Genomic DNA, 12,644 nt, shown 5'->3' with positions numbered 1-12,644 from the left:
ACCCTGTCCGTTGCCGGCACGATCCCACGTCCCGAACGGTCACGCACCGCGCTCCTGCCGGAGCGCGCGGAGCGGGCGGGCAACCAGAGAAGAGAGCGACGGGTGGCGCAGAACGGTTCCGAGGCTGGTCCCCTGGTCGCAGGCGTGGCGGGCCGGTACGCTTCCGCCCTGTTCGAGCTCGCGCGCGACGAGCGCCAGGTCGACGCGGTCGCCCAATCCCTCAATCAATTCGACACGCTGCTGAAGGAGAGCGCGGATCTCCGCCGCCTCATCCGCAGCCCGGTCTTCAGCGCCGAGGAGCAGGCAGCCGCCATCGGCGCCGTGCTCGACAAGGCGGAAATCGGCGGTCTCGCCGGCAACTTCATCCGCCTCGCGGCCGCGAACCGGCGGCTCTTCGCCCTCCCGGACATGATCAGCGCCTTCCGGAGCCTGGTTCAGGATTCGAAGGGGATCGTCCGCGCTCAGGTGCGGGTGGCCGAGAAGCCCTCCGACGCGGTGATCGAGGAGATCAAGGCGTCGCTGCGCGACATCGCGAAGGCCGAGGTCGACGTTGATCTCGTGGTCGATCCCAGCCTGATCGGCGGCCTCGTCGTGAAGATGGGCTCGCGCATGGTCGACGCCTCCCTCAAGACCAAGCTCAACGGTATCCGCCTCGCGATGCGGGCCGCGCGCTAAGCGCCCCCATCCGAACCGAACACGCATAGACGCATCAGCGACAGAGGCCCGAGTATGGACATCCGCGCCGCCGAGATCTCCGCGATCCTGAAAGAGCAGATCAAGAACTTCGGCGAGGAAGCCGAGGTCTCCGAGGTCGGGCAGGTCCTGTCCGTCGGCGACGGCATCGCCCGCGCCTACGGCCTCGACAACGTCCAGGCCGGCGAGATGGTCGAGTTCGAGTCGGGCGTGCGCGGCATGGCCCTGAACCTCGAGCAGGACAACGTCGGCATCGTGATCTTCGGCTCCGACCGCGAGATCAAGGAAGGCCAGACCGTCAAGCGGACTGGCGCCATCGTGGACGTGCCGGTGGGCAAGGGCCTGCTCGGCCGCGTGGTCGACGCCCTCGGTAACCCGATCGACGGCAAGGGCCCGATCGTCTCCACCGAGCGTCGCCGCGTCGACGTGAAGGCTCCGGGCATCATCCCGCGCAAGTCGGTGCACGAGCCGATGGCCACGGGCCTGAAGGCGATCGACGCCCTGATCCCGGTGGGCCGCGGCCAGCGCGAGCTGATCATCGGCGACCGCCAGACCGGCAAGACCGCCATCGCCCTGGACACGATCCTGAACCAGAAGCCCGGCCATGCCGCCGGCGGCGACGAGAAGGCCAAGCTCTTCTGCATCTACGTCGCCATCGGCCAGAAGCGCTCGACGGTGGCCCAGTTCGTGAAGGTGCTGGAGGACCAGGGTGCCCTGGAATACTCCATCGTCATCGCAGCCACGGCGTCCGATGCGGCCCCGATGCAGTTCATCGCGCCGTTCGCCGGCTGCGCCATGGGCGAGTACTTCCGCGACAACGGCATGCACGCCGTGATCGTGTATGACGATCTCTCCAAGCAGGCCGTGGCCTACCGCCAGATGTCGCTGCTGCTCCGCCGCCCGCCGGGCCGCGAGGCCTATCCGGGCGACGTGTTCTACCTCCACAGCCGCCTGCTGGAGCGCGCCGCCAAGATGGGTGACGCCGCCGGCAACGGCTCGCTGACCGCGCTGCCGGTCATCGAGACCCAGGCCAACGACGTGTCGGCCTACATCCCGACCAACGTGATCTCGATCACCGACGGTCAGATCTTCCTCGAGACCGACCTGTTCTACCAGGGCATCCGCCCGGCGGTGAACGTCGGCCTCTCGGTGTCGCGGGTGGGCTCCTCGGCCCAGACCAAGGCGATGAAGAAGGTCGCTGGCAAGATCAAGGGCGAGCTCGCGCAGTACCGCGAGATGGCCGCCTTCGCGCAGTTCGGCTCGGATCTCGACGCCTCCACCCAGGCGCTCCTGAACCGCGGCTCGCGGCTCACCGAGCTCCTGAAGCAGCCGCAGTTCTCGCCGCTGAAGATGGAAGAGCAGGTCGCGGTGATCTACGCCGGCGTGAACGGCTATCTGGACAAGATGCCGGTCAGCAAGGTCCGCCCGTTCGAGGACGCGCTGCTCAGCACTCTCCGCTCGAAGCACAAGGACCTGCTGGATTCGATCGCCGCCTCCAAGGACCTGTCGGACGAGAACGCCGGCAAGCTGAAGAGCGTCGTCGAGAGCGTCGCCAAGTCGATCGGCTGATGTGAGGCCCCTCCCCGCGGGGAGGGATCTTGGGTGGTGCAGGGGGATTGCGATCCGCGCTGCACCGCCCGAACTTCCGGCTCCTTCCCGCCGAGGGAAGGAGAGGCCCATAGAACGGACCTGGACCTCACCCGATGGCGAGTTTGAAGGACCTGCGCAACCGCATCACCTCGGTGAAGGCGACGCAGAAGATCACCAAGGCCATGCAGATGGTCGCCGCCGCCAAGCTGCGCCGTGCGCAGATGGCCGCCGAGGCGGGCCGTCCCTATGCCGAGAAGATGTCGGCCGTGCTCGGCAATCTCGCGGGTAATCTCGTCGGCGGCGTCGGCGCCCCGCGGCTCCTGTCCGGGACCGGCTCCGAGCAGACGCACCTGCTCGTCGTGTGCACGGGCGACCGCGGCCTCGCCGGCGCCTTCAACTCGTCGATCGTCCGCCTCGCGGTGCGCGAATACGCGCAGAAGCTCGCCGCCGAGGGCAAGACCGTCAAGATCATGACGGTCGGCAAGAAGGGCCTCGACGCGCTGCGGCGGCAGTACCGCGACCAGATCGTCGAGAGCATGGACATCCGTGGCAATCGCCCGGTGGATTACGAGTTCGCGGCCGGGATCGCCGACAAGATCCTGACCCGCTTCGAGAACGGCGAGTTCGACGTCGCGACCCTGTTCTACTCCGAGTTCCGCTCGGTCATCTCGCAGATCCCGACCGCGCAGCGCCTGATCCCCGCGGAGCTGCCCGCGGTCGACACGACCGCGAAGGCTGCGGCCGGCAACGCCGCGCTGGAGTTCGAGCCCTCCGAGGAGGCGATCCTCGAGACGCTGCTGCCGAAGAACCTGACGGTGCAGATCTACCGGGCGCTCCTGGAGAACGCCGCCTCCGAGCAGGGCGCGCGCATGAGCGCCATGGATTCGGCCACCCGCAACGCGGGCGAGATGATCAAGAAGCAGACGCTGATCTACAACCGGACGCGTCAGGCCATGATCACCAAGGAACTCATCGAGATCATCTCGGGTGCGGAAGCCCTCTGAGGCTCCGCCACCTGAACGCACAGCTTGAAGGGTAGGTTAACGATGGCGAACACCGCACTCCCCGGCGCCGGCTCCAACAAGGTCGGCAAGATCACCCAGGTTATCGGCCCTGTGGTCGACGTGCAGTTCGAGGGCCACCTGCCCGAGATCCTGAACGCCCTCGAGACCAAGAACAACGGCGCCCGCCTCGTCCTCGAGGTCGCCCAGCAGCTCGGCGAGCACACTGTCCGCTGCATCGCCATGGACACGTCCGAGGGCCTGACCCGCGGTCAGGAATGCACGGACACCGGCGAGCCGATCAAGGTTCCGGTGGGCATGAACACGCTCGGCCGCATCATGAACGTCATCGGCGAGCCGATCGATGAGGCCGGTCCGGTCCAGGCCGACACCTACCGCGCCATCCACCAGCCGGCCCCCTCCTATGCCGAGCAGTCGACCGAGGCGCAGATCCTCGTCACCGGCATCAAGGTGGTGGACCTGCTCGCCCCTTACGCGAAGGGCGGCAAGATCGGCCTGTTCGGCGGCGCCGGCGTCGGCAAGACCGTGCTGATCATGGAGCTGATCAACAACATCGCCAAAGTGCACTCGGGCTACTCGGTGTTCGCCGGCGTGGGTGAGCGCACCCGCGAGGGCAACGATCTCTATCACGAGATGATCGAGTCCAAGGTGAACGTGGACCCGAAGGAGCATGGCTCCGCCGAGGGCTCCAAGTGCGCCCTGGTCTATGGCCAGATGAACGAGTCGCCCGGCGCCCGGTCGCGCGTCGCCCTGACCGGCCTGACCATCGCCGAGCAGTTCCGCGACGACGGCCAGGACGTGCTGTTCTTCGTCGACAACATCTTCCGCTTCACGCAGGCGGGCTCCGAGGTGTCGGCGCTTCTCGGCCGCATCCCGTCGGCGGTGGGCTACCAGCCGACGCTGGCCACCGACATGGGCGCCCTGCAGGAGCGCATCACCACCACGACCAAGGGCTCGATCACCTCGGTGCAGGCCATCTACGTGCCGGCCGACGATCTGACCGACCCGGCGCCCGCCGCCTCGTTCGCCCACCTCGACGCCACGACCGTGCTGTCGCGCTCGATCGCCGAGAAGGGCATCTATCCGGCGGTGGATCCGCTGGACTCGACCTCGCGCATGCTGTCGCCGACCATCCTCGGCGAGGAGCACTATGACGTCGCCCGCCGGGTGCAGCAGACCCTGCAGCGCTACAAGGCCCTCCAGGACATCATCGCGATCCTGGGCATGGACGAGCTGTCCGAGGAGGACAAGCTGACCGTGGCCCGCGCCCGCAAGATCGAGCGCTTCTTCTCGCAGCCCTTCTCGGTGGCCGAGGTGTTCACCGGCTCGCCGGGCAAGCAGGTCGCCCTCGAGGACACCATCAAGGGCTTCAAGGGCCTTGTGAACGGCGACTACGACGACCTCCCGGAGGCGGCCTTCTACATGGTCGGCACCATCGAGGAGGCCCAGGAGAAGGCCAAGAAGATGAAGGCCGCGTAAGACGACGCCCTCCCCTCCCCCTCGCGGGGAGGGATCGGGGGTGGGGATGGTGCAGGCGAAGCCGCTGCGCTCCATCCTGAACCACCCCCACCTCCAACTCCTCCCCGCACGGGGAGGAGAGCTTGTTGCGGATCCGGGATCGTCCTGAGATGGCCACCTTCCACTTCGATTTCGTCGGCCCCGAGCGGACGCTGTATTCCGGCGAGGTGAGCGCCGTGCAGTTGCCCGGCGTCGAGGGCGAGATGACGGTGCTGCCGGGCCACGCGCCCGTGCTGACCTCTCTGCGGGTCGGCGTCATCGTGGTCACCGAGAGCCAGGGCAGCGGCAAGCGGATCTACGTTCGCGGCGGCTTCGCCGATATCGGCCCGACGGCCGTGACCGTGCTCGCCGAGCGTGCTGCGCCGATCGAGGAGCTGACGCACGAATCCCTCGACCGCGACATCGAGGCCATCGAGATGCAGCGTGACGCCACCGAGGACCTGCAGAAGCGCGAGGAGCTGAACGGCCAGATCGTCCAGCTCCAGGAGACCAAGGCGCTCCTGAAGCTCTGAGCCTCGTTCAGCGGGCGCCCTCCAGCGCCCGCGCCAGGAGGTCGGCCCGCGCCTCGGCATCCGTCGGGCAGCCCAACTCCAGCCAGACTTTCCGCGCCGTGGCCAGCCCACGCCCGATCGCGGGACCCGGCGCCACGCCGGCCGCGACCAGATCCGCCCCCGCCAGGGGAAAGGCCGGCGACGCCCCCTCCCCCTTGAGGGTTTCAAAGGCGCTGATCGCCGTCTCCGTTACGGCAGGCCTCGGCTCTCCGGCCAGGATCGCCAGCACCTCTGCCAGCCGCGACAGGCCGTGCCCGGCCGCAAGCGCCCGCGCCGCGACCCCATCCAGCCCCGCACGTCCGTGGAGATCGGCCAGCGCTTCCGCGTAGCCGATGAGCTGTCCGTGCTCGCTCTTCGAGAGACGCAGCCGCTCGCGCAGCCGATCCGCGTCGTGCCGAGCCCCGACCGAGAGGGCCGCGAGGCGCATCACCGGAGACAATCCCGCAGCGGCGGCGCGCTCCAGCCGCCCGAGTTCACCGACGCCGCCGGTGATCCGCTGCAGCAGGCCGGTCGCACTCAGCGTCGCCACCATGGCCGGACCGCCGGAGGCCGCCAGCAGCTTCAGGAACTCCGCCCGCACGCGCTCGCGGGAGAGCCGGTCCAGACTGTCCCGCGCGGCCACACAGGCGGCGAGCGCCGCCGCATCGGGCGCCCCGGCGCCGAAACGCGCCTGAAACCGGAAGAAGCGCAGGATCCGCAGGGCGTCCTCGCGAATGCGGGTCGCCGGATCGCCGATGAAGCGCACCCGCCCGGCTTCGAGATCGGGCAGCCCGCCCACCGGATCGTGCGGCGTTCCGTCTGCACCGAGCGAGAGCGCGTTGATCGTGAAGTCCCGGCGCTCGGCATCGCGGAGGAAGTCCGTGCCAAAGCGGACGACGGCGTACCGTCCGTCGGTCTCGACGTCTTCGCGCAGGGTCGTGACCTCGATGGGCCCGTCTTCGGTCACCAGGGTGATCGTCCCGTGCTCGATCCCGGTCGGCACCGCCTTGAGGCCGCGCGTCCGCTGCGCCGCATGCATCACCGCCTCGGGCAGCAGGGTGGTCGCCATATCGATGTCGGCGGTCTGCACGCCGAGCAGCGCGTCGCGCACGCAGCCGCCGACCAGGCGGGTCTCGGCACCGGGGGCATCCAGGGCCGCGAGCACGCGGCGCACGCCCGGGCGGTCGAGCAGGGCCATGAGACCGGCTTGGTCGAGCGCGCGGTTCACCGGAATCCACCGGGCACGAGGCGGCCGTTCTCCATGTGGGTGGGTACGTAGCCCGCCGGGCGACGCTCGGAGAACAACCCCTCGTAGACGAGCGTGCCGATCACCACCGCCAGTCCGGCCAGGACGAGGCGGAACAGGTGCGGGTCCCAGTGCACCCGGCGCAGAGGGTTGCGGCCGGACAGCAGCAGGTAGACCAGGAAGAGGGCGAAGGGGACGAGGAAGAGGCCAAACTCTTCGAGGACGCGGCGCAGCATGCCTGGCAGCCTATCGCGCCGGGCGACCGACGTCGCCCGACTCCGTTTCCGGATAGAGCCGTTCCCGGAGATTGTTCAGGATCCCGGCGGTGACACCCCAGATCAGCCGCTCGCCGTAGGTCAAGGCATAGAACCAGCGCTCGCGGCCCTGCCAGGCGCGGGAGCGCAGGCGATAGCGTTCCGGATCCATGACAATCGGGAATGGCACCTCGAAGACGTCGGCCACTTCGGCAGGGTTCGGCGTCAGGATTACCTCGGAATCGACCAAGCCGATCACCGGGGTCACGAGAAATCCGGTGCCCGAGAGGTACGGGTCGAGATAGCCGAGCAGGCGCACGGCCGCGGGCAGCAGCCCGATCTCCTCGAAGGCCTCCCGCAGGGCCGCATCCGCGGGGCCGGGATCGGTGGGATCGATCTTACCCCCCGGCAGCGCGACCTGTCCGGAATGGTCGCGCAGGTTGGCCGCCCGCATGGTGAGGATGAGGCTCGGACCGTCCGCGCGGCGCACGACCGGGACGAGGACCGCGGCCCGGCGATGGGGCGGCGGCGGCATCACGGCCGTGCCATCCGGATCGAGGCTGTGGTCGCCGCGGGGATTGGAGGTCGGATCGTCCGGTCCCGGCGGATCCGGCGACAGGCCGGCCGCAGCGCGGGCGAGAAACTCGGCGAGCGGGTCGCTCACGCGGCGGCGACCGGTGCGATGGTGTGGAAGGTGCCGCCGGCCCACAGGCCGAGCCAGGGCCTCCCGTCGACGAGGCGTTCCTCGGCGAGATCCACGAGGTCGTAGGTGAGCGCCCGGGTCACGAGCGCCCACAGCCCGCGGCGGACATGGAGGTAGGGCTTCAGGGCCCCGTCCGGCCCCTCCTCGAAGCGCAGGGCGTGCTCCGCGTCGACGCTCACCAGATCGTCGACATTGGTACGGAAGGAGAGGCGCCGGTCCGCTCCCGTGCCGTCGACGGCCATCTCGACGGCCACGAAGGCCGCATCCTCGACGGTGATCCCGACGCTTTCCACCGGCGTGACCAGGACAGTCCGGCCATCCGGCTCGCGCCGCAGGATGCTGGCGAACAGCTTGACCAGCTTGTCCCGCCGGATCGGCGAACCGTTGTGGTGCCACGTTCCATCGGCGGCGATGCGGATGTCGATGGCGCCGCAATAGGGCGGGTCCCAGCGTTCCACGGGCGGCAGGCCGCGCTTGGGAAGGTCCCCGAGGGCCGCGCTGAGGCGGCTCAAGGTCGGGTCGGGGGCGGGATCCACGCTCATACCCATGACAGATAGCGTGCCGGTGCGCCGTCAGCCATGGCCGGCCGAAGGATCCCGCCGGATCCGGTCCCGATCGCAGGGCCGCGTTGTCCGGCCCGACGCACGCATGCGCGAAGGCCGGCTCACCGATCCGCGCCCTCGTCCTGAGGCCCCGGCGGGGATGCCTCGACGGAGGGCTTCTGGGATCACACGCGGGCTGTTCGTTCGAGGCCCACTGCCGCGGGCACCCCAGCGAGAGGGCGTGAGAGGTGGGTCGCCTGCCGCCGCGGAGCGCTGCGGGGCGCGACCGAATCCTCAGGCCGGCCCTGCACCCTGCGTGTTCACCGTCAGCGCATAGAGCGACTGGCTGGCCGCCATGAACAGGCGGTTGCGCTTCGGGCCGCCGAAGGTGAGGTTCCCGCACACCTCCGGCAGGCGGATCCGTCCGATGAGCTTGCCCTTCGGCGACCAGACGGTGACGCCGTTGTAGCCCACGGCCCGGCCGGCATTGCTCGAGACCCAGAGATTGCCGTCGACATCGGCCCGCAGGCCGTCGGGGCCGCATTTCACGCCGTCCACGATGCAATCCGAGAACAGGCGCTTGTTCGAGAGTAAGGCCCCGCCTCCGACATCGAAGGCGTAGATCTCGCCCTTGCCGCCGGGCCCCGTATCCCCCGGCCCCTTCCCCGTGGAGCAGACGTAGAGCGTCCGGTGATCGGGCGAGAAGCACAAGCCGTTCGGATCGGGCACCTCATCGTCGGTGAGCACCCGGTCGATCCGCCCCGACGGGTCGATGCGGTAGACCGCATTGGGCAGCACCCGCCGCCGGGGCGCTGTCCCGGCCGGCTGGCCGAGCCGCGGGTCGAGATGGCCCTGCGGATTGCTCGGGCCGCCCGCCGCGTCCGGCAGCCCCTCGTAGAGCAGCGCGCCGTAGGGCGGATCGGTGAACCAGTAGGCGCCGTCCGGATGCTGGACCACATCGTTGGGCGAGTTGAGCGGCTTGCCGTCGAACGCATCGGCCAGGATCGTCGCCGCCCCGTCGAGTTCGTAGCGCACGACCCGACCGGTGGCGTGCTCGCAGCTGATCTGCCGCCCCTGATGATCGAAGCTGTTGCCGTTCGCGTTGTTGCTCGGCATCCGGAAGACGGAGACGTGCCCGTCTTCCTCCAGCCAGCGCATCTGCCGGTTGTTGGGGATATCGCTCCAGACGAGGTAGCGGCCGACGGCGTTCCAGGCCGGCCCCTCCGCCCAGAGGGCGCCGGTCCAGAGCCGGCGGATGGCGCTGTTCGGCACGATGTAGGGTTCGAAGGCCGGGTCGACCGCGACGACGTCCGGATCGGTGAAGTAGGTGGTGGGGGCCGCGCCGGGCCGGAAGTCGCGCGGCGGATTGGTCACCGTGCTGGGCGGCTTAGGTTGCGCCTCCGCTCCGTCGGGCGTTGCGGCGAAGGCCGCCAACCCCGCGAGGATCGCGCGTCGAGAGGGTCGAGCCGGACCGCGCTTCGCCTCGACGCCGGATGATCGGTCTGCGACGATCGCATGCGATCCTCCATTGCGCCCCCGGTCGGAACGCCGCGACGCGCGGCGGCAAGCTAGGACAGATGTCCTGAGATGGTCAATCCGGGCGGCGGCGCAGGATCTTCCACACGCCGTCCGCCGAGGCCAGGAGGCGCGTGTCGTCGCGGACGTCGCCACGCATGAACACGAGGGAGCCGGTGCGCTTGACCACCTGCGGCCGGATCTCGATCCAGTCGCCGAGGCGGCCGACATCGATGAACTTCATCTCCAGCTGAATCGTCACGCAATTGGCGCCGCCCGCGGCCTGCATCGCGGTCTCGCCCAGCGCGCGGTCGGCGAAGCTCATGAGCATGCCGCCATGGACCACGCCGATCAGGTTGGCGTGCTTCTGCTCGGCCCGAAACGCGTAGGCGCCGTCGGTGCCGCGGACATGAACCGGACCGACATGGGCGATGAAGCCCTTGTCCTCCACCAGCGCCCAGCCGGCGGCTGCGGGGTCGAAAGCGGTCGTGTCCGTGGTCATCGCGTCCGATCCGTTGGTGTCGATGCGGAGGAAGGGCGTTGCGGCCGTCAGGTTCCGCGCGGCTTGGCCCGGCGCGTCGGCGCCTCGCTGAGCGGATCCTCCGGCCAGGGATGGCGCGGATAGCGGCCGCGCATCTCGGACCGCACCGCCGCCCAGGATCCGCGCCAGAACCCGGGCAGATCGCGGGTGATCTGGATCGGCCGCTGGGCCGGCGACAGCAGGTGCAGGACGAGCGGGCGTCCACCGGCGCGGGGATGCCGGTCGAGGCCGAAGAGCTCCTGGACCCGGACGGCCAGGGCCGGTTCCTCGGCCGTGTAATCCACTGGGATGCGCGAGCCGGTCGGGACCTCCACGTGGGTCGGCGCCTCCGCGTCCAGCCGGGCGCGCAGCGCCCAGGGCACCAGGCTCTGGAGGGCGCCGGCGAGATCGTCCGCGGTGACCGACGCGAGGGTGGCGCGCCCCACGAGGGACGGCGCCAGCCACGTCTCCGCGGTTCCGGCCAGCACCGCGTCCGACAGGTCCGGCCAGGTGTCGCCCTCGGCGGCGTGGAGGAAAATCACCCGGGCGCGCCATTGCGCCAGGGCCGGCGTCCACGGCAGTCGCTCGATCCCGAGATCGGCGATGCCCCGCGCCAGGATCTCGGCGCTCTCCGGATCGGACGGCACCGGCAGCGGCCGTGACCCGAGACTGACCGCGCCGAGTCGCCGGACCGCCCGCGCCCGCAGGGCGGCGGCCTGCGGGTCGAAGGCAATCTCGGTGCGCGACTCGATCCGGTCGGCGAAGAGGCGCTCGATCGCCTCGGCCCCGATCGCCGCCGCAGCCAGGATCCGGGCGCTCGCGGCCGATCCCGCCAGATCGGCGATCACCAGATAGGTTTCGCGGGCGAGCGGGCTCGCCGGGTCGAGGCGACCGGCCCGTCCGCTCGCCATCACGAACTCGCCGTCGCGGCCGCGCGCCCGGGCCACCCGGTCGGGATAGGCGAGCGCCAGGAGCGGGCCGGCGGCGACCGGGCCGGCATCCGGGAGCGCGGAATTGCCTGCCCCGGCGATCCGGGCCCAGCCGTCGGCGAGCCGGCGCATGTCGGCGGCGCGTCCGCCGCGGTCGCGGCGGAACCGCTCGACCCGCTCGTCGAGGTCGAGACTGTCCCCCCCGAGGCCGCGCTCCACCAGCACGGCGGCGAGGTCGGCGGCGGCCCGTGCGTGGCCGTTTCCGGCCGCGACCGTCACCATACGGGCGAGCCGCGGCGGAAGCGGCAGGGCTCGCAGGCGCGCGCCGACCGGCGTCAGGCGCCCATCGGCATCGAGCGCCCCCAGTTCGGTCAGCAGGGCGCGGGCCTCCGTCAGGGCCGGCGCGGGGGGCGGGTCGAGGAAGGCGAGCGTGCCCGGATCGGTCACGCCCCAGGCGGCGCAGTCGAGGAGCAGCCCGGCGAGGTCGGCGGACAGGATCTCCGGCCGCGTGAACGGTTCGAGGGCGTTGGTGCCGGCCTCGGACCAGAGGCGCCAGCACAGGCCCGGCTCGGTGCGGCCGGCGCGGCCGCGGCGCTGGTCCACCGAGGCGCGGGAGGCGCGGGCCGTGACCAGACGGGTCAGGCCCAGGCCCGGCTCGTAGACCGGAACCCGAGCCAGTCCCGAATCGACCACGATCCGGACGCCCTCGATGGTCAGCGAGGTCTCGGCGATACTGGTCGCGAGAACGACCTTCCGGGTTCCGGCGGCCGCCGGGGCGACGGCGCGGTCCTGCTCGGCGGGTGTCAGCGCCCCGTAGAGGGGCGCGAGCTGCACGTCCGGTCCGACCTTCTCGGCCAGCAGGTCGACGGTCCGGCGGATCTCCGCCTGTCCGGGCAGGAACACCAGGATCGAACCGGGATCTGCCCGCAGGGCCCTCAGCGTCACCTCGGCGATCGAATCCTCGATCCGCCGGTTCGGATCGCGCTCCGCGTATCGGGTCTCCACCGGAAAGGCGCGGCCCTCGGAGGCGACCACGGGCGCGTCGTCCAGCAGCCGCGCGACCCGGGCGCCGTCGAGGGTCGCCGACATGACGAGGATCCGCAGATCCTCCCGAAGGCCGGCCTGCGCGTCGAGCGCCAGCGCGAGGCCCAGGTCGGCGTCCAGGGAGCGCTCGTGGAACTCGTCGAACAGGACCGCGCCGATCCCGGAGAGTTCCGGATCGTCCAGGATCATGCGGGTGAAGACGCCCTCGGTGACCACCTCGATCCGCGTCCGCGCCGAGATCTTCGAGCCGAGGCGGACCCGAAGGCCGACGGTCCCGCCGACCGGCTCGCCGAGCGTCTGCGCCATCCGGGCGGCCGCTGCCCGGGCGGCGAGTCGGCGCGGCTCGAGCAGGATGATCCTGCGCCCGCCGAGCCAGGGCGCCCCCAGCAGGTCCAGGGGCACGCGGGTCGTCTTGCCGGCTCCGGGAGGGGCTACCAGGACGGCGGCATTCCGCGCGGCGAGCGCGCGACGCAGATCGGGGAGCGCCGCCTCGATCGGCAGCATGGATGCGGAGCCGGCCATCGCGGCCGCTGATGGC

The 12,644-nt window shown here is 70.6% G+C and carries 12 protein-coding genes; 5 read left to right on the top strand and 7 right to left on the bottom strand.

Going from position 1 to position 12,644, the window contains the following annotated elements; translation table 11 throughout:
* Positions 1-102 precede the first annotated feature (102 nt).
* From P9K36_RS04425 to P9K36_RS04405, 5 genes are all read left to right on the top strand, one after another.
* Positions 103-675: a F0F1 ATP synthase subunit delta gene (locus P9K36_RS04425; RefSeq protein WP_043755699.1), complete on the top strand. Its 573-nt coding sequence runs from the start codon at positions 103-105 to the stop codon at positions 673-675.
* A 54-nt stretch (positions 676-729) separates the two neighbouring features.
* Complete coding sequence (gene atpA / locus P9K36_RS04420) at positions 730-2,262, top strand: F0F1 ATP synthase subunit alpha (RefSeq protein ID WP_043383323.1); 1,533 nt, start codon at positions 730-732, stop codon at positions 2,260-2,262.
* A 134-nt stretch (positions 2,263-2,396) separates the two neighbouring features.
* Positions 2,397-3,287 (top strand): F0F1 ATP synthase subunit gamma, encoded by an 891-nt coding sequence (locus P9K36_RS04415; protein WP_043351709.1) that lies wholly within the window; start codon positions 2,397-2,399, stop codon positions 3,285-3,287.
* Between the two features lie 42 nt (positions 3,288-3,329).
* On the top strand, positions 3,330-4,784 hold the full coding sequence (gene atpD, locus P9K36_RS04410; protein WP_043383320.1) for a F0F1 ATP synthase subunit beta: 1,455 nt from the start codon (positions 3,330-3,332) through the stop codon (positions 4,782-4,784).
* Positions 4,785-4,933: 149 nt separating this feature from the next.
* Complete coding sequence (locus P9K36_RS04405) at positions 4,934-5,335, top strand: F0F1 ATP synthase subunit epsilon (RefSeq protein ID WP_043383318.1); 402 nt, start codon at positions 4,934-4,936, stop codon at positions 5,333-5,335.
* 7 nt (positions 5,336-5,342) lie between these two features.
* Here the strand turns inward: P9K36_RS04405 and P9K36_RS04400 are convergent, their stop codons facing one another.
* From P9K36_RS04400 to hrpB, 7 genes are all read right to left on the bottom strand, one after another.
* Positions 5,343-6,581: a CCA tRNA nucleotidyltransferase gene (locus P9K36_RS04400; protein ID WP_278306598.1), complete on the bottom strand. Its 1,239-nt coding sequence runs from the start codon at positions 6,579-6,581 to the stop codon at positions 5,343-5,345.
* Entirely contained in the window at positions 6,578-6,835 is a 258-nt protein-coding gene (locus tag P9K36_RS04395) for a DUF6111 family protein (RefSeq protein WP_043755696.1), read from the bottom strand. Before P9K36_RS04395 ends, P9K36_RS04400 begins: the two co-directional genes overlap by 4 nt.
* 10 nt (positions 6,836-6,845) lie before the next feature.
* Complete coding sequence (locus P9K36_RS04390; RefSeq protein ID WP_278306597.1) at positions 6,846-7,517, bottom strand: CoA pyrophosphatase; 672 nt, start codon at positions 7,515-7,517, stop codon at positions 6,846-6,848.
* On the bottom strand, positions 7,514-8,098 hold the full coding sequence (locus tag P9K36_RS04385; protein WP_043383315.1) for a DUF1285 domain-containing protein: 585 nt from the start codon (positions 8,096-8,098) through the stop codon (positions 7,514-7,516). Before P9K36_RS04385 ends, P9K36_RS04390 begins: the two co-directional genes overlap by 4 nt.
* 294 nt (positions 8,099-8,392) lie before the next feature.
* Positions 8,393-9,610, bottom strand: coding sequence for an SMP-30/gluconolactonase/LRE family protein (locus tag P9K36_RS04380; RefSeq protein WP_278307259.1), 1,218 nt, complete (start codon positions 9,608-9,610; stop codon positions 8,393-8,395).
* Positions 9,611-9,689: 79 nt separating this feature from the next.
* Positions 9,690-10,115, bottom strand: coding sequence for a PaaI family thioesterase (locus P9K36_RS04375; protein WP_278306596.1), 426 nt, complete (start codon positions 10,113-10,115; stop codon positions 9,690-9,692).
* Positions 10,116-10,162: 47 nt separating this feature from the next.
* Positions 10,163-12,628 (bottom strand): ATP-dependent helicase HrpB, encoded by a 2,466-nt coding sequence (hrpB, locus tag P9K36_RS04370; RefSeq protein ID WP_278306595.1) that lies wholly within the window; start codon positions 12,626-12,628, stop codon positions 10,163-10,165.
* Between the last annotated feature and the right edge of the window lie 16 nt (positions 12,629-12,644).

The organism is Methylobacterium sp. 391_Methyba4 (genome assembly GCF_029691625.1).
GTDB lineage: Bacteria > Pseudomonadota > Alphaproteobacteria > Rhizobiales > Beijerinckiaceae > Methylobacterium > Methylobacterium fujisawaense.
The sequence above is the reverse complement of the archived record's forward strand: the minus strand, read 5'-3'. Positions and strand labels throughout refer to the sequence as shown.